The 24,344-nt window shown below is 71.5% G+C and carries 25 protein-coding genes; 21 read left to right on the top strand and 4 right to left on the bottom strand.

The genetic code is table 11. The annotated features are described in order from the left end of the window. Positions 1-10: 10 nt before the first annotated feature. The gene (locus I6J71_RS50005) at positions 11-133 is read right to left on the bottom strand and encodes a hypothetical protein (protein ID WP_255570920.1); all 123 of its coding nucleotides are present in this window, start codon (positions 131-133) and stop codon (positions 11-13) included. Here I6J71_RS50005 and I6J71_RS34545 point away from each other — a divergent pair. Next, the gene (locus I6J71_RS34545) at positions 114-1,007 is read left to right on the top strand and encodes a carboxylesterase family protein (protein ID WP_255570153.1); all 894 of its coding nucleotides are present in this window, start codon (positions 114-116) and stop codon (positions 1,005-1,007) included. The two genes, I6J71_RS50005 and I6J71_RS34545, sit on opposite strands and share 20 nt — an antisense overlap. Before the next feature lie 3 nt (positions 1,008-1,010). Here I6J71_RS34545 and I6J71_RS34540 read toward each other — a convergent pair whose 3' ends face one another. Beyond that, complete coding sequence (locus I6J71_RS34540; RefSeq protein ID WP_204090683.1) at positions 1,011-1,862, bottom strand: putative RNA methyltransferase; 852 nt, start codon at positions 1,860-1,862, stop codon at positions 1,011-1,013. Positions 1,863-2,036: 174 nt separating this feature from the next. Between I6J71_RS34540 and I6J71_RS34535 the strand changes: the two genes are divergently transcribed. The 5 genes from I6J71_RS34535 (at position 2,037) to I6J71_RS34515 (ending at position 7,128) form a co-directional block, all read left to right on the top strand. Further along, positions 2,037-3,425: an ammonium transporter gene (locus I6J71_RS34535; protein ID WP_204090682.1), complete on the top strand. Its 1,389-nt coding sequence runs from the start codon at positions 2,037-2,039 to the stop codon at positions 3,423-3,425. Beyond that, the gene (locus I6J71_RS34530) at positions 3,422-3,760 is read left to right on the top strand and encodes a P-II family nitrogen regulator (protein WP_204090681.1); all 339 of its coding nucleotides are present in this window, start codon (positions 3,422-3,424) and stop codon (positions 3,758-3,760) included. Before I6J71_RS34535 ends, I6J71_RS34530 begins: the two co-directional genes overlap by 4 nt. A gap of 3 nt (positions 3,761-3,763) precedes the next feature. Beyond that, entirely contained in the window at positions 3,764-6,058 is a 2,295-nt protein-coding gene (locus I6J71_RS34525) for a [protein-PII] uridylyltransferase (protein WP_204090680.1), read from the top strand. Between the two features lie 26 nt (positions 6,059-6,084). Beyond that, complete coding sequence (locus I6J71_RS34520; protein WP_239154082.1) at positions 6,085-6,570, top strand: HAD domain-containing protein; 486 nt, start codon at positions 6,085-6,087, stop codon at positions 6,568-6,570. Between the two features lie 177 nt (positions 6,571-6,747). Beyond that, positions 6,748-7,128 (top strand): hypothetical protein, encoded by a 381-nt coding sequence (locus tag I6J71_RS34515; protein ID WP_204090678.1) that lies wholly within the window; start codon positions 6,748-6,750, stop codon positions 7,126-7,128. Positions 7,129-7,516: 388 nt separating this feature from the next. Here I6J71_RS34515 and I6J71_RS34510 read toward each other — a convergent pair whose 3' ends face one another. Together I6J71_RS34510 and I6J71_RS34505 are read right to left on the bottom strand one after the other, a co-directional pair. Further along, complete coding sequence (locus I6J71_RS34510; RefSeq protein ID WP_204090677.1) at positions 7,517-7,969, bottom strand: MarR family winged helix-turn-helix transcriptional regulator; 453 nt, start codon at positions 7,967-7,969, stop codon at positions 7,517-7,519. A 9-nt stretch (positions 7,970-7,978) separates the two neighbouring features. Continuing rightward, a complete protein-coding gene (locus tag I6J71_RS34505; protein ID WP_204090676.1) occupies positions 7,979-9,772 on the bottom strand; it encodes an ABC transporter ATP-binding protein in 1,794 nt (597 codons plus the stop codon). Between the two features lie 218 nt (positions 9,773-9,990). On the opposite strand from I6J71_RS34505, the gene ffh reads away from it, so the two are divergent. The 15 genes from ffh to I6J71_RS34430 all read left to right on the top strand — a co-directional run bounded on the left by ffh (position 9,991) and on the right by I6J71_RS34430 (position 24,289). Then, entirely contained in the window at positions 9,991-11,535 is a 1,545-nt protein-coding gene (ffh, locus tag I6J71_RS34500; RefSeq protein ID WP_204090675.1) for a signal recognition particle protein, read from the top strand. Then, entirely contained in the window at positions 11,532-12,605 is a 1,074-nt protein-coding gene (locus tag I6J71_RS34495) for an amidohydrolase family protein (protein WP_204090674.1), read from the top strand. The genes ffh and I6J71_RS34495 overlap by 4 nt, the downstream gene beginning before the upstream one ends. Before the next feature lie 181 nt (positions 12,606-12,786). Beyond that, positions 12,787-13,584 (top strand): CPBP family intramembrane glutamic endopeptidase, encoded by a 798-nt coding sequence (locus I6J71_RS34490; RefSeq protein WP_204090673.1) that lies wholly within the window; start codon positions 12,787-12,789, stop codon positions 13,582-13,584. A 170-nt stretch (positions 13,585-13,754) separates the two neighbouring features. After that, the gene (rpsP, locus tag I6J71_RS34485) at positions 13,755-14,198 is read left to right on the top strand and encodes a 30S ribosomal protein S16 (RefSeq protein WP_204090672.1); all 444 of its coding nucleotides are present in this window, start codon (positions 13,755-13,757) and stop codon (positions 14,196-14,198) included. Continuing rightward, a complete protein-coding gene (locus I6J71_RS34480) occupies positions 14,195-14,434 on the top strand; it encodes an RNA-binding protein (protein WP_003103110.1) in 240 nt (79 codons plus the stop codon). The genes rpsP and I6J71_RS34480 overlap by 4 nt, the downstream gene beginning before the upstream one ends. 27 nt (positions 14,435-14,461) lie before the next feature. Then, on the top strand, positions 14,462-14,974 hold the full coding sequence (gene rimM / locus I6J71_RS34475; RefSeq protein WP_204090671.1) for a ribosome maturation factor RimM: 513 nt from the start codon (positions 14,462-14,464) through the stop codon (positions 14,972-14,974). After that, on the top strand, positions 14,975-15,721 hold the full coding sequence (trmD, locus tag I6J71_RS34470) for a tRNA (guanosine(37)-N1)-methyltransferase TrmD (protein ID WP_204090670.1): 747 nt from the start codon (positions 14,975-14,977) through the stop codon (positions 15,719-15,721). A gap of 177 nt (positions 15,722-15,898) precedes the next feature. Further along, entirely contained in the window at positions 15,899-16,267 is a 369-nt protein-coding gene (rplS, locus tag I6J71_RS34465) for a 50S ribosomal protein L19 (RefSeq protein WP_204090669.1), read from the top strand. Between the two features lie 31 nt (positions 16,268-16,298). Beyond that, positions 16,299-17,219, top strand: a complete 921-nt coding sequence (gene lepB / locus I6J71_RS34460; protein WP_204090668.1) for a signal peptidase I — start codon at positions 16,299-16,301, stop codon at positions 17,217-17,219. 60 nt (positions 17,220-17,279) lie between these two features. Then, entirely contained in the window at positions 17,280-18,167 is an 888-nt protein-coding gene (locus tag I6J71_RS34455; RefSeq protein WP_239154081.1) for a ribonuclease HII, read from the top strand. Next, entirely contained in the window at positions 18,164-18,487 is a 324-nt protein-coding gene (locus I6J71_RS34450) for a DUF2469 domain-containing protein (RefSeq protein WP_003096226.1), read from the top strand. Before I6J71_RS34455 ends, I6J71_RS34450 begins: the two co-directional genes overlap by 4 nt. Before the next feature lie 268 nt (positions 18,488-18,755). Continuing rightward, complete coding sequence (locus I6J71_RS34445; protein ID WP_204090667.1) at positions 18,756-19,136, top strand: YraN family protein; 381 nt, start codon at positions 18,756-18,758, stop codon at positions 19,134-19,136. 390 nt (positions 19,137-19,526) lie between these two features. Further along, a complete protein-coding gene (locus tag I6J71_RS34440; protein ID WP_204090666.1) occupies positions 19,527-21,038 on the top strand; it encodes a YifB family Mg chelatase-like AAA ATPase in 1,512 nt (503 codons plus the stop codon). A gap of 998 nt (positions 21,039-22,036) precedes the next feature. After that, complete coding sequence (gene dprA, locus I6J71_RS34435) at positions 22,037-23,218, top strand: DNA-processing protein DprA (RefSeq protein WP_204090665.1); 1,182 nt, start codon at positions 22,037-22,039, stop codon at positions 23,216-23,218. A 51-nt stretch (positions 23,219-23,269) separates the two neighbouring features. Beyond that, positions 23,270-24,289, top strand: coding sequence for a tyrosine recombinase XerC (locus tag I6J71_RS34430; RefSeq protein ID WP_204090664.1), 1,020 nt, complete (start codon positions 23,270-23,272; stop codon positions 24,287-24,289). The last annotated feature ends 55 nt before the right edge of the window (positions 24,290-24,344 follow it).

Raw genomic sequence — 24,344 nt, 5'->3', positions numbered from 1 at the left:
CAACTCCGCGCTACCGCAGCTCGGCACACCGGCCGACTTCGGCACCCCGGACCAGCGAATCGTCGGGCTCCTTCGCGACGTGCGCGCTGTTGTCTTCGCCCGGCGGTGTCGGGGTGGTCCAGCGAGCGATCATGGAGAGCAGTTCGTGCTCGGCGCACTTCCCGAAGAACACCATGGCCCCGGGGCTGGGCCGGCACATCCTCTTCACCCCGCTCGCGCAGGCGCGGGCCGCGGGGACGGCCGCCGCCGCGAAGTTCGGGTGCACCGCCGGCGCCGATGTCCTCGCGTGCCTGCGCCGCGTGCCCGCGAAGGCTTGGCTGGACGGCGATTACACCGAGGTCTTCACGGCCACGCCGTGCGGCACGCCGGTGCTGCCCGCGGCACCGGAAACCGCCATGCGAGAAGGCCGGATCGCCGCGGTGCCCGTGCTGTTCGGCACCAACCGCGACGAGCTGTGCCTGTACGTCGCCGCCGCCCTGGCCACGGGCGCGAAGTACGACGAGCCGACGTACCGGCACCTGCTCGCGGACACCTACGGTGCTGCGGCTCAGCGGATCGCCGCCGCGTATCCCTTGCAGGGCACCGGCCCCTTCGGGCCGGGTCTCGCCCGGGCCGCCGCGACGACCGACGAGGGCAGGGGCTGCGCGACCGCCGCGGACGCGCGGGCCCTCGCCTCGGCCGGGCGGCCGGTGTTCACGTACCTCGTCGCCGCCGAGGCGCGCGCCCGATCCCGGGTTGCCTCGTCCCGCCGGGTTTCCCGCTCGGCACGGCGCACGGCCTCGAACTGGCCTCCTGCTGGGAGGCGAAGGGCACAGCGGGAACTTTCCCGCACGGTGATCGGCTTGGACCCGCTTCGCCCGCACCGGCGACCCGAACGGCCCTGGCCTGCCCACCTGGCCGAAGTACGCCGACGGTGCCCGCGTCCAGCACTGGCCCCCGGCGAGACAGGTCCGGTCGACGCGAAGGCGACGTTCCGGTGCGCCTGGTGGAACAGCGTCGGCGAGTGATCGTCATCCGAGCTTCTGCCACACACTGACCCCGACGGCGAGCGTGACATCGCGACCCTCCGCCGTTTCGAGCCGCGACCGGCGGTCCTCGCGGTCGAGGTGGAAACCGGCCGGGCCCATGGCGACGACATCGTGCACCTGCCGGGCCGTGAAGGGGGCCGTGTGGACGACGTCCGTCCGCGAGAGGCGCGCGAACCGGCCGCCGAGCGTCGTCTCCAGGCGTTCTTCCTTGCGGTCGGCCACGGACAGCACGAGATCGCCCAGTTCGGCCAGGTGCCCGGGTAGCGGCGCCGCGACCACGAGCGCTCCGCCCGGCGCCAGGACCCGGTGGAACTCGGCGGCGTTGCGCGGCGAGAACACGTCCAGCACCACCGAAGCCACGCCGTCCGCCACCGGCCACGGCTCCCACAGGTTCCACACGACCGCGCCGAGCCGAGCGTGCGCGCGGGCGGCCCGGCGCAGCGCCACAGCGGACACGTCGAGCGCCAGGCCGGCGGCGGACGGGCAGACGTCCAGTACCCGCGCCAGGTAATACCCGGGGCCCGCCCCGGCGTCGATCACCAGACCGGTCGCGCCGGAAGCCGCCCGCGCCACCTCGTCCGCCAAGGGCTGGTAAGCACCCGATTCGAGGAACGCCGACCGCGCCGCCACCATCGGCGCCGTGTCCGCCGTGCCGGCTGAGACGCGTGCGTGCAGAAGGTTGACGTAACCCTGGCGCGCCAAGTCGAACGAGTGGCGGTTTGCGCAACGCAGCGTGCGTCCCGACAACTCGACCGGGCTACCGCACACCGAACACCGCAGCGCGTCGACGACCCGCCGTGGCAGTGGGTCATTTCCGGTTCCGGCCGAGGTCATGGGGCTATTCGACCACGACGTAACGCAACCGGACACTCCACCCCGCGTGGCGGGAAACTTCCCCGTAACAAGCCCGCCCCGACAGTTCACGCCCGTGAAACGTGCGGGGCCGTCCCGTGAAACACCGGGAACCAAGACTTCCGAGTCAGATACCCATGGCACGGGAGGACGATTGTGCTGAACGCAGGAGACACCGCGTGGGTGCTGGCCGGCGCCGCGCTGGTCATGCTCATGACACCGGGACTGGCGTTCTTCTACGGCGGCATGGTCCGCGCGAAGAGCGTTCTGAACATGCTGATGATGAACTTCATCGCGCTGGCCGTGGTGGGGGTGCTGTGGGTCGCCTTCGGCTTCTCCATGTCCTTCGGCAACGACGCGTTCGGCGGCCTGGTCGGCAACTTCGACCTGGCGGGGCTCACCGACGCGGTCGGCAAGCTCGTCGGGTTCGCCGCGGCCGCCACGGATTCGGCGCCGGCGGTGCCGTGGCCGGGCCCGGACGCCTTGCCGTTGCTGGCGTTCTGCATGTTCCAGCTGATGTTCGCGATCATCACCCCGGCACTGATCTCGGGTGCGATCGCGGACCGCGCGAAGTTCTGGGGCTGGACGCTGTTCGTGGTGATCTGGGTGTCCATCGTGTACTTCCCGGTGGCCCACTGGGTGTTCTCGTTCAACGGTTTCCTCGGTGAGAACTCCGTCGGCGGCTGGATCGCCAATAACCTGAAGGCGCTCGACTTCGCCGGTGGCACCGCGGTCCACATCAACGCCGGCGCGGCGGGTCTCGCGCTCGCGGTCGTACTGGGCAAGCGCAAGGGCTGGCCGAAGGACACGGGCCGCCCGCACAACGTGCCGTTCGTGCTGCTGGGCGCTTCGCTGCTGTGGTTCGGCTGGTACGGCTTCAACGCCGGTTCGGCGCTGGCCGCCAATGACCTCGCGGCCGTCGCGTTCACCAACACGACCGTCGCCACCGCGGCCGCCGTGCTCGGCTGGCTGCTGGTGGAGCAGCTCAAGTTCGGCAAGCCGACCACGCTGGGTGCCGCCTCGGGTGCCGTCGCGGGTCTGGTCGCGATCACGCCGGCCTGTGGTTTCGTGAACCCGCTCGGATCGATCGCGATCGGCGTCATCGCCGGGATCCTGTGCGCGCTGGCCGTGTCGCTCAAGTACCGCTTCGGGTTCGACGACTCGCTCGACGTCGTGGGTGTGCACCTGGTCGGCGGCCTCGTCGGTACGCTGCTCATCGGGTTCTTCGCCACCACGAGCGTCAACTCCCTGGGCGCCGACGGTCTCTTCTACGGCGGCGGTTTCACCCAGCTGGGCCGCCAGGCGGCCGCGGCTGGCGCGGTGCTCGGGTACTCGTTCATCCTGTCCTTCATCATCGGGTTCGTGATCAAGAAGCTGGGCGGTTTCCGCGTCAGCACCGAGCAAGAGGTCAGCGGGATCGACGAGGCCCAGCACGCGGAGAGCGCATACGACTTCACCGGCATGGGCGGCGGTCTCGGCCAGCCCACCACCATCCCGGTCAAGTCCGCCACCGCCCCCACGAAGCTCGAGGAGACCAAGGCATGAAGCTCATCACCGCGATCGTCAAGCCGTTCACGCTCGACGACATCCGTTCCGGGCTGGAGCAGCTGGGTGTGCTCGGCATGACCGTCAGCGAGGTCCAGGGCTACGGCCGCCAGAAGGGCCACACCGAGGTCTACCGCGGTGCCGAGTACTCCGTGGATTTCGTGGCCAAGCTGAAGCTCGAGGTCGTGACCGACGACGCGAACGTCGAGAAGGTCCTCGACGCCATCACCTCAGCCGCGCACACCGGCAAGATCGGTGACGGCAAGGTGTGGGTGACGCCGGTCGAGACCGTGATCCGGGTGCGCACCGGCGAGCGCGGAGCGGATGCGCTCTAGGTGATGACCGACGGGGGTGAACTGGTCCGGGCCCTCGAGCGCCTGCTCGAGGGCCGGCACGGACCGTCCGCGCTGCGGGCGGCACTGGTCGATCTCTTCGAGTTCTGGCTCGCGAAGGGCGCTTCGGCGGCCGGCGTGGACACCGCCGATCCCGGTGTCGCGCTGGTCGCCGTCGGCGGCCTCGGGCGGCGCGAGCTGGTGCCGTTCTCGGACCTCGACCTGGTGCTGGTGCACAACGGCAACCCGAGCGTCGGCGAGATCGCCGACGCGTTGTGGTACCCGCTGTGGGACGCCAAACTCGGGCTCGACCACTCCGTGCGGACGCCGGGGGAAGCGCTCAAGGTGGCCACGGAAGACCTGCGTACGCAACTCGGGTTGCTCGACGCACGCCACCTCGCGGGCGACGCCGAGCTGACCGAGCGCCTGGCGGCCGCCGCCCGCGAGCAGTGGCGGCGCACGGCTCGCAAGCGGCTGGGCGAGCTGGCCGACGCCGTGCGCACGCGCTGGCGGCGCAGCGGGGAGATCGCGCAGTCGGCCGAGCCCGACTTGAAACACGGGCGCGGCGGGTTGCGTGATTTCGCCGTGCTGGAGGCGCTGGCGCTGGCCCAGCTCACGGCCCGGCCGGTTGAGGAGCTGGTGGCGGCCAAGGCGTTGCTGCTCGACGTGCGCACGGAGTTGCGGCGTGAACTGCGCCGGGAACGCGATGTGCTGAGCGCGCCCGAAGCCGAAGCGGTGGCAACGGAGCTGGGCCTTGCCGATCGGTTCGCGCTGGCCCGCAAGCTTTCCGGCGCCGGCCGGACGATCGCGTACGCCGTGGACGTCGCTCTCCGGTCCACTGTGGAGCCGCCGCGCTCCCGCTTCGGCCGGCGCCCCTCGCGCACGCCGCTCGCCGAGGGTGTTGTGCTCCACGGCGACGAGGTGTCGCTGGCGCGCGACGCCGTGCCGGCCAAGGACCCAGCGCTGCTGCTGCGCGTCGCGGCTGCCTCGGCGCGCACCGGGAAACCGATCGCGCACGGCACCTTGCGCACGCTGGCTGACTCCGCGCCCGAACTGCGCGCCCCGTGGCCGGACGACGCTCGCAACGCGCTGGTCGAGCTGCTCGGCGCGGGGGAGGGGCTCGTCGACGCCGTCGAGGCGCTGGACCGCACGGGGTTGTGGGCGCGGCTGTTCCCGGAGTGGGGCGCGGTGCGAGACCTGCCGCCCCGTTCGCCCGTGCACCAGTGGACCGTCGACCGGCACCTCGTGCAGGCGTGCGTCGAGGCGGCCAGGCTGACGACCACGGTCGCCCGCCCGGACCTCCTGCTCCTCGGGGCGCTCCTGCACGACATCGGCAAGGGCCGCGACGCCGACCACTCCGAGCTGGGCGCCGACATCGCCGCCCAGGTCGCCGCGCGCGTCGGCCTGCCGCGGGCCGACGTCGCCACCGTCTCGGCGATGGTCCGCCACCACCTGCTCCTGCCCCACACCGCGACCCGCCGCGACATCGCCGACCCGGCCACGGTGTCCCGCGTGGTCAAAACGCTCGATGGCGACGTCGTGCTGATCGACCTGCTGCACGCGCTGACCCGGGCCGATTCGCTGGCCACCGGCCCGGGCGTCTGGACGGACTGGAAGGCCCGGCTGCTGGCCGACCTGGTGAGCTCGTGCGAAGAAGCCTTGCACGGCAAGGGTTTCACCGCGCCGGAACCTCTGGACGCCACCCAGCGCGAACTCCTGTCCGACGCCGTCCGCTCCGGCATCGGCGAGGTCCGCATCACCGCCCACGGCAAGGTCGTCACGGTCGTGCTGGCCGCCCCGGCGCGCGTGGAACTGCTGGCGCCCGCCGCGGGTGTCCTGGCGCTCAACTCGCTGGAAGTCCACGCCGCTGTCCTGCGCGACCGTGTCGGCGTGTTCACCGCCTCCCCGAAGTTCGGCTCCCTGCCCGAGCCGACGCTGCTGCGCGAACAGTTCTCCCGCGCCGTGGCCGGGACGTTGCCCCTGACCCAGCGCCTGGCCGCCAAGGAACGCGACTACGCGAGCGCGTCCGCGTTCACCGTCGCGCCCAAGGTCCTGTGGTTCGACGACGAAACGAGCGGCTCGAACACCGTTGTGCTCGAACTGCGCGCCGCCGACCGCATCGGCCTGCTCTTCCGCGTGGCGCGCGCCCTGAGCCGCTCGGAAGCCTCCGTCCACTGGGCCAAAGCGACCACCCTGGGCGGCGCCGTGGTGGACTCCTTCGCCGTCTCCCCCCGCACGGGCCGTGTCGACGCGGCCTGGCGGGCGAAGGTGGAGGAGGCCGTGCTCACCGCCGCCTCGTGACCTCACGGGCGGGCTACGGTTCCACCGTGGCCCGCCCGTTCCTCTTCCTCGACGTCGACGGTCCCCTTATCCCGTTCGGCGGCTCGGACCACCCGCGGTTCCCGCCCGATCCCGGCCCGGCCGGCCACCCGCTCCTGGCTCGCCTGGACCCCGCGCACGGCACTCGTCCTGCCGCCCTCCCGTGCGACCTCGTGTGGGCGACCACGTGGGGAGCCGATGCCAACGCCGTCCTGTGTCCCCGCCTCGGCTTGCCGCCGCTGCCCGTCGTCGACTGGCCCGACGCGCCTGATCCCGACGAAGGGCACTGGAAAACCCGGCCCCTGGTGATGTGGGCCGCCGGCCGCCCGTTCGCCTGGCTCGACGACGAAATCTCCTCTGCCGACCGCGCGTGGGTGGCCGCCCACCACCCCGGCCCCGCCCTGCTCCACCGCGTCGACCCCCGCGTGGGCTTGGCGCCGGCCGACTTCACCAGCCTCGCCGGCTGGTTCGGGAGGGTGACCACGACGTCGTGAACTGTCCCCGGCCCCAACCACCCCGTTCGATCACCCCAGACCGCCGTACCGGCCTGACCTGCCCGGTTACCGATTTGTCGCATCACACGATCGGGGTGTCGGACTAGCGGTGGCGTGCCCCGGTGGCAATATGGCGCTGGTCCGGCGGCTGTGGGGTGCGGAAGGACGGGCGGAGCGATGCTGGATCACGAGCAGAACCTGCCGAGGGTTTCCCTGCCGCCGACCGTGGTCGCGTCGCACCTGAGGGCATGCGCTGAGGAGCTGGCGGGAGCCCTGCGCGGCGACGGACAAGCCGCCACGCTCGGCGAACTCAGCGAAGTCGTCACGCAGCTCGTCGCGGGACAGCACGCGTTGGCGCACGCGCTGGCGGGCCTCGCGCACCGCGTGGACGTCCGCAACGGGGCCCTCGCGGCCGCTCCGTCGGTGGACGTCGAGGTGGTCACCGAAGTGCTCCAAGCGGCGGCGTGCGCGGTGGGCTGTTCAGCCGAAGCGCTGGCCGAGGCGCAGCCGTCGTTCCAGTGCGTGAGTGAATCCGCCGGACCCGACACGCGTTTGTAGCGGCACTGCCACAGAAATCCCGGGGAGTTGCCGAAACCGCCTCCACCGGAGCACCCTGGTGATCACCGGCAGCCGGCGAACCACCGCGGCTTGAGTAGTTCTACGCAGCCCCGGTTGGGGGTCTTCACACTGCCCCGCCCCGCCCGTCACCCGGCAGACTTCTCCCCAACGCAAGGCGGAAACCGGCCGCCCGGTACCGGGGGTCTGGCGAGCGGGCGACGGGGCACCCGCCTGGCGTGCACGCGGCGGAAGGCTCCCGGGGAGGTGAGTCCTTCCGCCAAGGTTCCGGGGCCGGCTGTGGGGAGCGGCCGCGTCCCGGAACCCCTGGGCGGGCGGGAGAACTCCTGGGGTGGGCCGGCGTCGGGGAGGGCGCCGGTTTCCCGCCCCGTCAGGAATCCGCGATCCGCAGCAGCAGATCCGCCGCCAGGCGCAGCAGCTGTTGCTCGGTCGGGCTCAACGCGCGCTCCACCGCCGCCGCGAGCCACTGTTCGCGCGAGATCGAGTAGTCCCGCAGCACGATCCGCCCGGCGTGCGTGATGTCGATCAGCGACCGCCGCCCGTCCGACGGGTCCGCCGTGCGCGTGATCAGCCCGCGCGAAGTCAGCGAAGACAGCACGCGCGTCAGCGACTGCGGGTGGATCCGCTCGGTCTCGGCCAGCTCGCCCGGCGTGTGCGTCCCGGCGCGGTAGAGACGCGACAGCACGGCCAGCACTGTCGGCCCCGGCGACGGAGAGTCCGCCTCCGAGCGCAAGCGCCAGTTGAGCCGGCCGACACCTTCCCGGACGTGGCGGGCCAGCTCGGCCAGCTCGTCGGCGCGGCGGGTGTCGGCTTCGGTCTGCATACCGCCACATTAGGCGGTTTCCCCGCGCACCAGCCGCGCGTACCGGCCGTCGAGGGCCAGCAGTTCCGCGTGCGTGCCCCGCTCGACGATCCGGCCCTCGTCGAGCACCACGATCTGGTCCGCGTTCTCCACAGTGGACAACCGGTGCGCGATGGTGAGCGTCGTGCGGCCCGCGGCGAGCCGGTCGAGCTCCGCCTGCACGGAACGTTCGGTGCGGGTGTCGAGCGCGCTCGTGGCTTCGTCGAGGATCAGCACGGGCGGGTTGCGCAGCAGGATCCGCGCGATCGCCATCCGCTGCTTCTCGCCGCCCGAGAACCGGTAGCCGCGCTGGCCCACGACGGTGTCGTAGCCCTCGGGCAGCTTCGCCAGCGTGTCGTGGATGTGCGCGGCCTTCGCGGCTTCCTCGATCTCCGCGTCCGTAGCGTCCGGCTTCGCGAACCGCAGGTTCTCCCGCACCGTCGCGTGGAACAGGTACGTCTCCTGCGAAACCAGCCCGACCCCGGCGGCCAGCGACGCGAGCGTGACGTCGCGGACGTCGGTCTCGTCGATGCAGACGCGCCCGTCGGTCACCTCGTACAGGCGGGCCACGAGGTACGCGAGCGTCGTCTTGCCCGAGCCCGTCGACCCCACCAGCGCGGTCGTCGTCCCCGGTGGCACGTCGAGGTCGATGTCGTGCAGGGTCCACGGCCCGTCGTCGTCGTAGCGGAACGAGACGCCCCGCATCGCGACCGCACCCTCGCGCACGGCCAGCTCGCGGGCACCGGGCCGGTCGCCGATTTCCACCGGCAGGTCGAGAACCTCGAAGATCCGCCCGAACAGCGCCTTCGCCGACGCCACGCTCTGGCTCACGGTCTGCATGGCCGTCGCCGGCGCGAGCAGGCGGTTGAGCATGCTGGTGAACGCCACGACCGTGCCCAGCGAGACCGGCGCCGCGCCGCCCGCCAGCTCGAGCCCGGCCACCCAGTACACGAGCGCGGGGATGATCGTCAGGCTCATCGTCCGCGAGGCCCGCTGCCAGCGGCCGGCCAGCGCCGTGCTGCGCTCGAGCGCGGCGACCTCACGCGACTCCTCGGCGAAGCGCTCCCGCATCGCGCGCTCGTTGCCCATGGTCTTGCTCAGCAGCACGCCCGTGACCGACAGGGACTCCTCGACGATCGTCGTCAGCCGCGCCATCCGGCGGGTCCGGCCGCGGGCGAGCTTGCGCTGCTTGCCGCCCAGCCGCAGCGTGAACAGCAGGAACAGCGGCACCACCACGAGCGTGAGCAGCGCCAGCTGCCAGTCCATGATCAGGATCGCGACGGTGATCGCCAGCGCCGTGGTGCCGTTCTGCACGATCGATGCGGCGGTGGTCGTGACCACGTTGTCGACGCCGCCGATGTCGTTGAAGACCCGCGAAAGGATCTCGCCGGTCTTGGTGCGGGTGAAGAAGCCGAGCGACATGCGCTGCAGGTGGCCGTAGACCGACACGCGCAGCTCGTTCATCACGCGCTGCCCGATCGTGTTCGACAGCCCGGTCGTCGCCACGCCCAGCGCGCCCGAGCCCAGCGCCGCGCCGATCATTCCCATCGCCAGCACGCTCACCAGCAGCGCGTCGCGGTGGGGGAGCGCGTCGTCGAGGATCGCCCGCAGCAGGAAGGGCGAGGTGACGCCGAGCGCGGCCTGCAGCACGAGCAGCGCGCACAGCGCCGCCATCGCCCCGCGGTGGGGCCGGAACAGGGCCGCGATGCGCCTGAACGGCACTTTCTCGTCGGTGTCGGCCGTCGGCTCGGCCAGCGTCGGACGAGGTCTCGTCGCTGAAGTCATACGCAGATGTTTACCGATTTCGGGTCCGTCGTCGAGAGTTTTTCTTGCTTGCACAGGATTGTCGTGATCAAGTTATTACGCATGTGCGTACTAACCTAGTGTCGAAGGTTCGCGCACCCGCGAGGCGGACCGGCACGGACCGCTACCCTGGGAGGTTGCCGGGGTCGCCGAGCGGTGCCCGGTACTCGAACGACGACCCAGCTGGAGCGTGCACACCCGTGTTCGACACCCTCTCCGATCGGCTCACCGCCGCCCTGCAGACGCTGTCGCGCAAGGGCAGGCTGTCCGACGCCGACATCGACGCCACCGCGCGCGAGATCCGCATCGCGTTGCTGGAGGCCGACGTCGCGCTGCCGGTGGTCAAGGAGTTCATCGCCCGGATCAAGGAACGGGCGAAGGGCGCCGAGGTCTCGCAGGCCCTGAACCCCGCGCAGCAGGTCATCAAGATCGTCAACGAGGAGCTCGTCGCGATCCTCGGCGGCGAGACGCGCCGGCTGAACCTCGCCAAGAACCCGCCGACGGTGATCATGCTCGCCGGTCTGCAGGGTGCCGGTAAGACGACGCTCGCCGGCAAGCTCGCGATGTGGCTGAAGAAGCAGGGCCACGCGCCGATGCTGGTCGCGTGTGACCTCCAGCGCCCGAACGCGGTCACGCAGCTGCAGGTCGTCGGCGAGCGCGCCGGGGTGGTCACGTTCGCGCCGGAGCCCGGAAACGGCGTCGGCGACCCGGTCGATGTCGCCCGCCGCGCCATCGACGAGGCCAAGCACGCGCAGCACGACGTGGTCGTGGTCGACACCGCGGGTCGTCTCGGTGTCGACGAAGAGCTGATGAAGCAAGCCGCGGACATCCGCGACGCCGTGCAGCCCGACGAGGTCCTGTTCGTCGTCGACGCGATGATCGGTCAGGACGCCGTGACCACGGCCGAAGCGTTCCGCGACGGCGTCGGCTTTACCGGCGTCGTGCTCACCAAGCTCGACGGCGACGCCCGCGGTGGTGCGGCCCTGTCGGTCCGCGAGGTCACCGGCCAGCCGATCCTCTTCGCGTCCAACGGCGAGAAGCTCGAGGACTTCGACACCTTCCACCCCGACCGGATGGCCTCGCGCATCCTCGGGATGGGCGACGTGCTCACGCTCATCGAGCAGGCTGAGCAGCACTTCGACCAGGAGCAGGCCGAGAAGGCCGCGCAGAAGCTGACCAGCGGCCAGCTGACGCTGGAAGACTTCCTCGAACAGATGCTCGCCGTCCGCAAGATGGGCCCGATCGGCAACCTGCTCGGCATGCTGCCCGGTGCGGGCCAGATGAAGGACCAGCTCGCGCAGGTCGACGACAAGCACCTCGACCGGCTGCAGGCGATCATCCGCGGCATGACGCCGGCCGAGCGCGCCGACCCGAAGCTGATCAACGGCTCACGCCGGCTGCGTATCGCGAACGGCTCGGGTGTCACCGTCCGCGAGGTCAACGACCTGGTCAACCGCTTCTTCGAAGCGCGCAAGATGATGTCGCAGATGGCCGGGCGCTTCGGCTTCGGCGGCGCGGGCGGGAGCAAGACGCGCAAGGGCAAGAAGGGGAAGAAGGGCAAGGGACGCGGCCCCACGCAGCCCAAGGTGCGCGGCGGCTTCCCCGGCGGCATGCCGATGCTGCCACCGGGTGGCATGCCGGGCGGAGGCGGGATGCCCGACCTCTCGCAGCTCGGCGGGATGAACGACGTGCCGGGCTTCGACCCGTCGAAGTTCAAGCTCCCGAAGAACCCGGGCAGCAATTGAGCGCGCTGCACGTCTCCGGCACAGTGCTGCCGGACGGTGAGCCGCGCGATCTGTGGCTCGTCGACGGCCGCATCTCGGTCGAGCCGGTGCCGGGCGCCGAAACGCTCTCCACGGGCGGGTTCCTCGTGCCCGGCCTCGTCGACGCCCATTGCCACCCCGGCATCGCGCCCGAGGGCCCCGTGCCGGTCGACGTGGCGATCGAGCAGGCCGAGACCGACCGCGCCGCGGGCACGCTGCTGATCCGTGACTGCGGCCTGCCGATCGACGTCCGGCCGCTGCAGGAGCGCGCCGACCTGCCGACGATCATCCGCTGCGGCCGGCACCTCGCCCTGCCCAAGCGGTACGTCCCGGGCCTGGCCATCGAGCTGGACGACCCCGAGCTGCTGCCCGAGGCCGTCGCCGAGCAGGCCCGCGACGGCGACGGCTGGGTGAAGCTCGTCGGCGACTGGATCGACCGCGGCGCCGGCGACCTCGCCCCGCTGTGGCCGCAGGACGTGCTCACCGAGGCCATTCGCGTGGCGCACGACCTCGGCGCCCGCGTCACCGCCCACGTCTTCGGCGAGGCCGCGCTGCCGGGGCTCATCGACGCCGGCATCGACTGTCTCGAACACGGCACCGCGCTCGACCCGGACCAGCTCGCCCAGCTCGCCCGGCGCGAGGTGGCGCTCGTGCCCACGCTGATCAACATCGAGAACTTCCCGGGCATCGCCGACAAAGCCGGCAAGTACCCGACGTACGCGGCGCACATGCGGGCGTTGCACGCCGGTGTCGGTGACATGGTGTCCGCGGCCGTCGAAGCGGGCGTGCGGGTCTTCGCGGGCACGGACGCCGGCGGCATGGTCGCCCACGGCCTCATCGCGGACGAGGTCGAAGCGCTCCACCGCGCCGGAATGTCGCGCGAGCAGGCGCTCGCGAGCGCGTCGTGGGCGGCCCGCGAGTGGCTCGGCCACCCCGGCATCGAGAACGGCGCACCGGCCGACTTGATCGTCTACGCGGCCGATCCGCGGGAGGACCTGGCTGTGCTGCGCCATCCGGAGCACATCGTCCTGGGCGGTGTCGTCTTCGCCTGAACCATTACCGATCCGACCCAAGTAGGCGGACACGTGCGGTGTTTGGCGGGGCGTGTCCGCCGTGACCGGGGCGGATTGGTCATCAACAGCGCAGCATCATCGGTGATCGATCGAGTACTGTGCGAAGTCCTCTCGACGGTTAGGCTCGGTCGGTGAGCCGAGCGATCACCGGAGGGGCGGCGTGACCACTTCGCAGCCCCGGGAGAACCTCCCGGGTGCCACGCCGATCAGTCCGGAGGACTTGGTGAGCGCCCCGCCGCAGTTCCCGCCGCACCGCTGGGGGTTCGGCGCCTTCCTGCTCGTGGAGGCCGTCCTCATCGCGTCCGCGGCGTTCGTGAGCGCCGTGCTGGGCGATCCGCCGCCGGGGCAGCCGCTGCCGATCCGCACGGTGCTGCTCGGCACGATGCTGCCCGCGATGATCGCCGCGGGGGTGGCGCTGCTGGCCACGGTCGTGCGAGGCAACGGTCCCAAGCTCGATCTGCGGCTGCAGTGGCGCTGGGCCGACGTCAAGGTGGGCTTGAAGTTCGGGCTGCTCGGGCTGGTCCTCACGTCACTGAGCGCGTACGTGTGGACCGAGGTCGTGGGCTCGGCCAACGCGACGTCGACGATCAGCGCGCTCGTGGACGACCGGAAGATGTCGGTGCCGGCGGCGGTCGTGACGTTCGTCTACCTCTGGCTCGTCGGGCCGATCTGCGAGGAGATCATCTACCGCGGCCTGCTCTGGGGCGCCGTGGAGCGGCTGCAGTGGCGCACCGAGCGCTGGGGCCGGGTGGCGGCGTTCCTGCTGTCCACGGCCGTGTTCGCCGCGAGCCACCTCGAACCCCTGCGCACGACGCTGCTGCTGGTCATCGCCGTGCCCATCGGCTTGGCCCGCTTCGCGACGGGGCGGCTCGCCGGCAGCGTCGTGGCACACTCGATGAACAACTTCCTGCCGTCGGCCGCGATCCTGCTCGGTGCACTCGGAATCGCTTCCTTCTGAGGCCCTGTTCAGGGACTTCGGGCCCGTCTGGCAGAATGTTCGCTTGCCCGCTTCCGTCCGGACCCTCTCACCGTTCGGGAGCTCCTGACCTTCGGGTGCCCGAGACCGTGTCCCCACGCGGCCGACGTGCGCCCACCTGCACCAGAGAGCAACGAGGAGTACCCACACCCGTGGCCGTCAAGATCAAGCTGCAGCGCCTCGGCAAGATCCGTGCGCCGTACTACCGCATCATCGTCGCCGACGCGCGCACCCGCCGGGACGGCAAGGCCATCGAGACGATCGGCAAGTACCACCCGAAGGAAGAGCCGAGCCTGATCCAGGTCGACTCCGAGCGCGCCCAGCACTGGCTGTCCGTCGGCGCCCAGCCGACCGAGCCGGTCCAGCGCCTGCTCGAGATCACCGGCGACTGGCAGAAGTTCAAGGGCCTGCCCGGCGCCGAGGGCACCCTGAAGGTGGCCGAGCCGAAGCCGTCCAAGCAGGACCTGTTCAACGCGGCGCTGGCCGCGGCCGGCGAGGAGCCGGTCGCCGAGGCGACCACGCCGAAGAAGAAGTCCGCCCCGAAGAAGGCCGAGGCCGACAAGGCCGAAGCCGCTGAGGGCGAGAAGTCCGAGTGAGTTTTCTCGCTGACTCCCTCGAGCACCTGGTGCGCGGGATCGTCGACAACCCGGACGAGGTCCGGGTCGAGCTGCTGACCACGCGCCGTGGCCGCACGCTCGAGGTGCACGTGCACCCCGACGACCTCGGCAAGGTGATCGGCCGGGGCGGCCGCACGGCGACCGCCCTGCGCACCGTGATGGGTGGCATCGGTGGCCGCGGCGTCCGCGTGGACGTCGTCGACACCGATCGCTGACCCGCACCGGAAACCCGGACGGTCAGGATGGACGTCGTAGTCGGCCGCATCGCGAAGGCGCACGGCATCCGCGGCGAACTCGCCGTGGACGTGCGCACGGACTCGCCGGAAGAGCGGTTCGCCGTCGGTGCGGTCGTCACGACGAAGCTGCGCGACGGCAGCAAGAGGGATCTCACCGTGGCAGCCGCCCGCGAACACAGCGGGCGGCTGCTGGTGCGTTTCGAGCAGGTGCTGACCCGCGACGTCGCCGAGACCCTGCGCGGCGCGCTCCTGCTCATCGACACCGGTTCGCTGCCGCCCACGGCCGACCCGGACGAGTTCTACGACCACGAGCTGGCGGGCCTGCGCGCCGAGCTCGCCGACGGCACCGTGGTCGGCAAGGTGGCCGAGGTCGTCCACTCTCCGGCGGGCGAGCTGCTCGAACTGGACGTCGACGGTCGCGACGTGCTCGTTCCATTCGTCAAGGCGATCGTGCCCACCGTCGACGTGGCGGGCGGCCGCGTCGTGCTGGACCCGCCCGAAGGTCTGCTGGACGCCTAGATGCGCATCGACGTCGTCACGATCTTCCCCGAGTACCTCGATCCGCTGCGCGCCGCGCTGCTGGGCCGGGCCATCGACCGCGGCCTCATCGAGGTCGGTGTCCACGACCTGCGCGACTGGACCCACGACGTCCACCGCGCCGTCGACGACGCACCCTACGGCGGTGGTCCCGGCATGGTCATGAAGCCCCAGATCTGGGGCCCGGCCCTCGACGAGGTGTGCCGCCCGGAGACCCGGCTCGTGGTCCCGACGCCCGCCGGCCGCCCGTTCACGCAGGCCATGGCCCACGCGTACGCCGAGGAACAGCACCTGGTCTTCGCGTGCGGCCGCTACGAGGGCATCGACCAGCGCGTGGTCGACGACGCCGCGCGGCGGATGCCCGTCGACGAGGTGTCGATCGGCGACTACGTGCTCGTCGGCGGTGAAGCAGCGGTGCTGGTGATCGTCGAGGCCGTCGTCCGGCTGCTGCCGGGGGTGCTCGGCAACGCGCGCTCGGCGGCCGAGGACTCGTTCTCCGATGGGCTGCTCGAAGGCCCCAGCTACACCCGTCCGGAGGTGTGGCGCGACCTGGCGGTGCCGGACGTGCTGCGCTCCGGCAACCACGCGCTCGTCGACCGCTGGCGGCGCGACCAGGCGCTGGAGCGCACCGCCCGGCGCCGCCCGGATCTCCTGGCCAAGTTGCCGGAAGGTAGTCTCGACCGACGAGATCACGAGGTCCTCGACCGGCTCGGCGAGAACCCCGGCTAGACCCCGTGCGAAGCGAGCACGTGCGCCTCTGCCATAATCGACAGGTTGGCGTGAGTGGACCGCCTCGTTCACGAGCCCGCCATCAGCCCCTGGTGTGGTCGCAAGCAGCACTGCTGCGCGCCTGTGCGCCCTGGGGAGAAGTACGCAAGCAATACGAATCGACGAGGACGGACCACGATGAACACCCTGGACGCGCTGGACGCGCAGTCACTGCGTTCCGACATCCCGGATTTCCGCCCGGGCGACACGCTCAAGGTCCACGTCCGCGTCATCGAGGGCAACCGCGAGCGCAACCAGGTCTTCCAGGGCGTCGTCATCCGCCGGCAGGGCGGTGGCGTGCGGGAGACCTTCACCGTCCGCAAGGTCTCGTTCGGCGTGGGCGTCGAGCGCACCTTCCCGGTGCACTCGCCGAACGTCGCCCAGATCGAGGTCTTCAAGCGCGGTGACGTGCGGCGCGCCAAGCTGTACTACCTGCGCGACCTGCGCGGCAAGAAGGCGAAGATCAAGGAGCGCCGCGACAGCCGCGAGACCACCTCTGCCTCCTGAGTGGCAGGGCGGTTCCCGGTAGCCTGGCGACGTGGTCGAACCCGTGCCCCAGAACGCCGCTGAGGATGACCCCGACGGCTCGGAAGAGACTCGTTCCGAGCAGCGTCGGGGCTCCCACCGGCGGGGCAAGCCTCAGAAGAAGCGGTCGTTCTGGAAGGAACTGCCGATCCTGATCGCGATCGCCCTGGTGCTCACGATCCTGATCCAGGCCTTTCTGGCGAAGGTCTTCATGATCCCCTCGGGGTCGATGGAGGCCACGCTTCACGGCTGCCCCGGCTGCACAGGCGACCGGATTCTGGTCGACCGCGTCACGTACGACTTCACCGACCCTTCGCCGGGCGACGTCGTCGTGTTCAAGGGCCCGCCGGCCTGGACCGAGAACGAGATCGCCCCGCAGGAGTCCAGCAACATCGTCGTCCGCGGCCTGCGCGGCTTGGGTTCCCTGGTGGGCTTCGCGCCGCCGGACGAGCGCGACTTCGTCAAGCGGGTGATCGCCGTCGGCGGCCAGACCGTGTCGTGCTGCGATCCGCAGAACCGCGTGATCGTCGACGGCAAGGCGCTCGACGAGCCGTACATCCACTGGGAAAACCCCGACCACGCGGTGCAGGACTCGTTCGCGCCGGTCAAGGTGCCGCAGGGCACCCTGTGGGTGATGGGCGACAACCGCAACAACTCCGCCGACTCCCGCTACCAGGGCCAGGGCGGTGCCAACGGCGCCGTGCCCGTGAGCGATGTGATCGGCAAGGCCCGCATCATCGTCTTCCCGCCGAGCCGGTGGGGTGGCGTGTCGGACCACAACCCGCAGGCCGACGCCCAGCCGGTGGCCCTCGGGGCCCCGGCGTGGCAGGAGAGCATCCCCCTCGGTCTCGGGTTCGCCTCGGCCGTGCCCACGCTGTTCCTCGGCCGGCGTTTCAAGGCACGGCTGCGCAAGGCGGCCGGCCGGAGACGTTAGGGTGCCTCGCCTGAGAAGCTCCGTCAGACGGCACGCTCTGCGAAAAGGTTGAGTGCAGCTGTGACCGTTCCCGTTCCCCGAATCCCGGCCGAACCCCTGCGGCCGCCGCGCGCCGTCGTGCGCGGCGAGCTCTTCTGGGGCTTGCAGGGTGCCCTCGAACGTCGTGGCCTGGGGCCCGTCGCGGGCGTCGACGAGGCCGGCGCCGGTGCGTGCGCGGGCCCGCTCGTGGTCGCTTCGTGCGTGCTGCGCCCCGGCGACGGCGCGCGGCTGCCGGAGCTCACGGACTCGAAGATGCTCACGGCCAAAGCCCGCGATCGCGTCTACGACCTGGTGCTGAAGCGCGCACTCGACTACGCGGTGATCGTGATCCCGTCCGAACAAGTCGACTTGCTCGGCATCCGGGTGATGAACCTCGAGGGGATGCGGCGCGCGGTCGCGGCGCTGCGCGAACACCCGGGGTACGTGCTCACCGACGGCTTCCGAGTGCCCGGCATCCCGGCGCCGAACGTCGCGGTCATCAAGGGTGACCGCAGCGTCGCCAGCATCGCCGCGGCGTCGGTGCTCGCGAAGGTGACGCGTGACCGGATCATGGCCGGCCTGCACGAGGAGCTGCCGGACTACGGCTTCGACGTGCACAAGGGCTACAGCACCAGTGACCACCTGGCGGCCCTCGCCGAGCACGGGCCGAGCGCGGTGCACCGGTGGTCTTACACGAACGTGGCCACCGCGGCCCTCGCGCACGGACTCACTCCACCGCATCCGGTCGTGCTCACCTACGCTGCTCTGGAGAACGCCTTGGCCGAAGGTGCGGTCGAGGACGTTCTCGAGGGTGTTTCCGAAGAGAACCCGAGCGTGCCGGTCCGTGCCCTGGCCCGCTCGGTGGGTAAGAATGAACGCTCCGCCGCCGGAGCAGCCGGACGATCGCGAGGAGGGGCGCGGATTTCATGAGCGCTGAGGATCTCGAGAAGTACGAGACCGAGATGGAGCTCTCGCTGTACCGCGAGTACCGCGACATCGTCGGCCAGTTCTCGTACGTGGTGGAGACCGAGCGGCGGTTCTACCTCGCCAACGCCGTCGACGTGCAAGTGCGGGACGGCGGCGGTGAGGTGTACTTCGAAGTGCGCATGTCCGACGCCTGGGTCTGGGACATGTACCGCCCGGCCCGGTTCGTGAAGCACGTGCGGGTCATCACGTTCAAGGACGTCAACGTCGAGGAACTCGACAAGCCCGACCTGCGCCTCCCGGAAGACGGTCCCTTCAGCGGCTGACGCTTCTCCCGTTCTCGTCGAACGCCACCTCGGTCCTGCCGGGGTGGCGTTCGGGCTATCCGGGGTTGGTGCCGGGCGCGGTAGCACCCACCACCGACATTTCCGCTGCGTTCCCTTCGCTCTCCGCGTCAACGATCCACAGCACCCCACTTGTCCACAGCCCGCCACTTCGCCCCTGGTCACGACCTCCGTCACTCTGCGAAGGTTGTTCGCACACGCACCGTGACAGCCGGCGACGGGCCGGCGGCGGTGCGGCCGAGGGGGAGCGATGAACGACGGCCCGAACCCGGGCGCGCTGTGGCGCCGCGCGGTCGGCCGCTGGGGCGAGGACCTGGCGGCCCGGCACCTGCAGAGCGCCGGCCTCGTGGTGCTCAGCCGCAACTGGCTGTGCCGCGAGGGTGAACTCGACCTCGTCCTGTCGGACGGCGACAAGGTCGTCTTCTGTGAGGTCAAAACCCGCACGGGCACCGGCTTCGGCACGCCCAAGGAATCCGTCACGGACGAGAAGATCGACCGCATCCGGCGCGCCGCGCAGCGCTGGCTGCAGGCCCACCGCGTCGGCTGGTGCCGCACCCGCTATGACGTCGTCACGGTCCTCGCCCCGGCCGGCGCGCACCCCGAGGTCCACCACATCGCGGGAGCGTTCTGATGGCTCTCACGAAGCGGCTCACCGCGGCGCCCGGCTTCCACGTCCGCGCCCACTCGGGTGCCTTGTGCTTCGGGCGACTTGCGGAGGGGTTCTGATGCCCGGCCCGAAATGGTTCGTGTCGGATGTCGACGCCCGCATGCGGTGGCTGCCTGCTGCCGCCGCACGTTTCGGCACCACGCGGGGTTGCTCTGAGGTCCGTCGCGAAGTGGTTGACCGCAGCGTTCGACCTCGAAGTCCGCGCGCGGTCGTCTGCCTGCTGCTATCGCACGCTTCAGAGCATTGCGGAGGTGTGGTGAGGCGTGGCGCGAAGCGGCTCACCGCGGCGCCCGGCTTCCACGTCCGCGCGCAGTCGGGTGCCTTCTGCTTTGGGCGCCTTGCGGAGGTGTTCTGATGCCGATCGCCAAAGCCTGGTCCGTGGCACTGCTTGGCATCGAAGGCCGCGTGATCGAGATCGAAGCCGACCTCGGCGGCGGGCTCAGCCGTGTCACCCTCGTCGGCCTGCCGGACGCCGGCCTGCGTGAGGCGAAGGATCGCGTGCGCTCGGCCGTCCGCAACTCCGGCCAGCCCTGGCCCGACGGCAAGGTCACCCTTGGCTTGTCGCCCGCCAACCTGCCCAAGGTCGGCTCCGGCTACGACCTAGGGATCGCCGCCGCCGTCCTCGCCGCGAACGGCGCCGTCCCGGCCACCAAGCTGCTGCGCACCGTCCTGCTCGGCGAACTCGCCCTCGACGGCCGCATCCGGCCCGTCCGCGGTGTGCTGCCCGGCCTGCTCGCCGCCCGCGCCGCCGGTTACGAACGCGCCCTCGTCCCCACGGAGTCCCTCTTCGAAGCCGCCCTCGTCGACGGCATCGAAGTCTCGGGCGTCTCGCGACTCACCGACCTCGTCGCGTGGCTCAAGGACGAAGGCGACCTCGAACCCAGCCCCGAGCCGACCACCGCTGCCGCACCCGACGTCCCCGACCTCGCCGACGTCGTCGGCCAGCCCGAAGCCCGCTGGGCCCTCGAAGTCGCCGCCGCGGGCGGCCACCACCTCCTGCTGACCGGCCCACCGGGCGTCGGCAAGACCATGCTGGCCAAACGCCTCCCCGGCCTGCTCCCACCCCTCTCCCCGGACGAATCCCTGCAGGTCACCGCCATCCACTCCGTCGAAGGCTCGCTGTCGAAAGCGTCGCCGCTGGTGACCGTGCCGCCGTTCGTCGCGCCTCACCACTCGATCTCCACTGCTGCCCTCATCGGGGGTGGTACGGGCATCGCCGTGCCCGGCGCCATCAGCCGTGCCCACCGCGGCGTCCTGTTCCTCGACGAGGTCTGCGAGTTCACCGGCCACCGTCTCGATTCGCTGCGCACCGTTCTCGAAGAAGGCGAGGTCCGCATCGCCCGAGCGAAAGGCTCTGTGCAGTACCCGGCCCGGTTCCAGCTCATCCTCGCGACGAACCCGTGCCCCTGCGCTCCCGCCCGGGAAACGGACTGCATCTGCTCCCCGGTCGTCCGCCGCCGCTACCTCGGCCGGCTGTCGGGCCCGCTGCTCGACCGCGTCGACCTCCGCGTGCGCCTCCGCCCGCTCACCGCGATCTCCGCCCACCAGTCCACGGCGCCCGAGTCGTCGGAGGTGGTCCGCACCCGCGTCCTCGCCGCGCGCGACCGCGCCGCCCACCGCTTCCGCACCCACGGCTGGCGCGCCAACTCCGACGTCCCCGGCCCCACCCTCCGCCGTGAATTCGCTTTGCCATCGGCAACCACCGCCCTCCTCGACCGAGCCCTCCACCGCGGCCTCCTCACCGCCCGCGGCGCTGACCGCTGCCTCCGCATCGCCTGGACCCTCGCCGACCTCGCCGGAGTCGCCCACCCGACACCGGACCACGTCTCCGCCGCCCTGGACTTCCGCGAACGGTCCGCCGCGTGAGCCCCAAGTCCTCGTCGGGTCCCTCGCGGGCTTCGCCGCAGACCGCGGTGAGCGCTGGTGACGGTCGTGCCGGGCCTGGCCATCCCGGCCGCCCTGGGTCTCGCAGGCGGTTCGCTGGCACTCGCGGGGTTCGTGTGGGTGCTGATCGCCGCGACCGGTGCTGGGCTGCTGTGCCGGTCGGGAAGGTCCGGTCCAGCGCCCGACGCTCGCCCGCTTCGACACCGTCCACTTCGGTGAGCGCCTGGGCAGGCTCCTGTGCGGCTGCGTCGCCGCGTTCGCGGTGATCTGCGCCGACCGGGCGTCACCGGTGCCTACGTCGGGAGCCCGTCTGTCGCTCGGCACAACCGCCCCGCGCGGTGGGCCGTGGCGCTTCGCCTGGGGTCTCGCCGATGCCGATGCCGATGTCGTGTCCGCGGCGCTGGATTTCCACGGACGGTCCGCTGCATGACCATCGAGCTACGGCCGTATCGGCGCCCAGCGCGGCGGGGCCACCCGCCAGGCACTCAACGGCCGCCGCTGCCGGGCAGGACTGCGAAAGTTACGCGCGCCGCGACTTCGCCCGGAACTCCCGAGGCCCGATCACCTCGTGCTGCGCCGCGTTCCACATCGTCCGGCGCGTGAGCTCCTCCTCAGCGGCGCCGCGCCGCTCACCGGCTGCGGTCGGTCTGCGGATGGGGCTTCTCCGGCAAAAACCAGCCCGCTCGACCGCTGTGGCGTCGTCGCGCCGGCCACCGGCTCCGCATTGCCCGGCCTCCGCAGACCAAGCGCGGCCCCAGCTGTCCCTGCCATTTCCCGTTTCCGTGAAAGGACCGCCGCAATGACCCACGTACGAAAGGAAACCCCGTGAAAAGCCCCACGCCAGCAACCGCCACGCGATCCGCGAAACGCCACCTGCGGCTCGTCCCGAAGCGCCCCGATCCGCCCGTGCGCGACCCCGCTCGGGTGCGCGCCTGCCTCGAGCCGCGGCGGTTGTCGGTGCTCAGACCGGGAGGTGCGGCATGACGCTTCTGCCCGCGGAGCAGCAGCCGGCCACCGCGACAGACGAAGAGCGCCTCGCTCGGGCTTACCTGGTGCGTGTCGCCGAGCCGCCGGCGGCTGCGTTGGTCGCGTTCGTGGGGGAGCGGGGGCCGGTGGAGGCGGCGGCGCGGGTGCGCAGTGGCGACTGCCCGGAGAAGGTCCGGCGCGAGACCGCGGCGCGCCGTGAAGTGGACAAAGCCGAGGAGGACCTCGAAGCAGCGGCGAAAACCGGGGCGCGGCTGGTGGTGCCCGAGGACCACGAGTGGCCGGCCTGGCCGTTGCTGTCGCTGGCCGTCGCGAGCGGGCGAGGGGTCGAGAACGTCGCCGCGCCGCTCGCGTTGTGGGTGCGTGGCGAGGCGAGCCTCGTGGAGGCCGCCGATCGTGCGGTCGCCGTCGTCGGGGCGCGGATGGCGACGAACTACGGCGTGCACAACGCCGCGGAGCTCGCGCACGGCCTGGCCGTTCAGGGCGTGCCCGTGTTCTCCGGAGCCGCGATGGGCATCGACGGCGCGGCCCACCGCGGTGCGCTCAGCGCGGACGGCGTGACCGTCGCCGCGCTGGGGTGCGCCGTCGACGTCGCATACCCGGCCGGCCACGTCGACCTGTTGAAACGCATCGCGGGCAACGGAGGCGCGGTCATCAGCGAGTACGCGCCCGGCACGCCGCCGGCGAGGCACCGGTTCCTGGTCCGGAACCGGCTCATCGCCGGGCTCACGGACGGCACGGTCGTCATCGAGGCGGGCATCCGCAGCGGCGCGCGCAACACCGCCACGACCGCGGGCGCGCTCGGCAAGGTCGTCATGGCGCTGCCCGGCCCGGTGCAGTCCGGCAACTCCGCCGGGTGCCATGCGCTGATCCGCGACTGCAAAGCCACGCTGGTCACGTCCGTCGAGGAGGTGGTCGAGACCGTCGGCCGGTTCGGGCCGAGACCGGAGGAGGATCGCCCGCGGACCAAGCGGCCCACCGATGGCCTCGCCCCCGAAGCGCTGCGCGTCTACGAAGCGCTCGTACCGCGAGCCGGACGCTGGGCGGACCAGGTCGCGACCGAGTCGGGCGTGCCGGTGGACCGGGTGCGCGCGCTGCTGCCCGAGCTGGAGATCGACGGCTTCGCCGTGCGCGGCGACACCGGGTGGCGCCGGATCGTGCGCTCGGCTGCGCGGTGAACGGCGTGGCGATGCTTGACCTCGGGCGGTGGTTCGCGCAGCGTGATCGGCATGCCGTCAGCGAGCGCCCGCCGGGACACAGCCGCGCGCCCCGCGGGGCACCGGAAAAGCCCGCCGCGTCCCGATTTCCGCGCACTTCGCGAGGCGTTGCCCGCTTCGGAGCGGGCCGTGGTGGCCGATTACGAACGGCATCTGTCGCTCGAGCGCGGCCTGTCGCCGCACACGGTGCGCGCGTACGTGGGCGACGTCGTCTCGCTGCTGGCATTCCTGACCGCGGCGGAGGAGGACGGCCCGGCGCGCGCGCTCGCCGAGCTGAACGTCGGGCACCTGCGCGCGTGGCTCGCCGGGCAGCGCGGCGGCGGTGCGGGCCGGACCACGCTGGCGCGGCGCGCCGCCGCGGCGAGAACCTTCACGGCTTGGGCCCATCGTCAGGGCGTGCTGAAGGCGGACCCCGGTGGCCGGCTCGCGGCGCCGCGAGCCCACCGGACGCTGCCGGGTGTGCTGCGGGCCGAGCAGGCCGGCCAGTTGATGCAGGCGGCCGCAGCGGGAGCCGAGCAGCGAGACCCGGTCGCGCTGCGTGACCGTGCTGTTGTCGAGCTGCTGTACGCGACGGGCATCCGGGTTTCGGAGCTGTGTGGTCTGGATGTCGGCGCCGTCGACTTCGAGCGGCGTGTCGTGTCGGTGATCGGGAAGGGCGACAAGGAGCGGACGGTGCCGTTCGGCGTCCCGGCGGCCGACGCGCTCACCGCGTGGCTCGACGCGGGGCGTCCCGAACTGCTCGGCGCGAAGTCGGGACAGGCCCTCTTCCTGGGCGTTCGCGGCAATCGGCTCGACCCGCGGGCGGCGCGCCGCGTCGTGCACGAGGCGGTGGCCGCGGTGCCCGGAGCACTCGACATGGGGCCACACGGACTCCGGCACTCTGCCGCGACCCATCTGCTGGAAGGAGGTGCCGATCTCAGGAGCGTTCAGGAACTGCTCGGTCACGCTACGCTTGCCACGACCCAGCTCTACACTCACGTGACCGTCGATCGGCTGAAGGCGATCCATGACCGAGCACATCCACGGGCCTGACGAGGCCGGTGGCGGCTCGGCTGAAAACCGTCGGGCCGCGCCGCCGGCGCACGCG

It is taken from the genome of Amycolatopsis sp. FDAARGOS 1241, assembly GCF_016889705.1.
Lineage (GTDB): Bacteria > Actinomycetota > Actinomycetes > Mycobacteriales > Pseudonocardiaceae > Amycolatopsis.
Note: the sequence above shows the minus strand (reverse complement) of the source record. Positions and strands in the feature narration are given on the sequence as shown.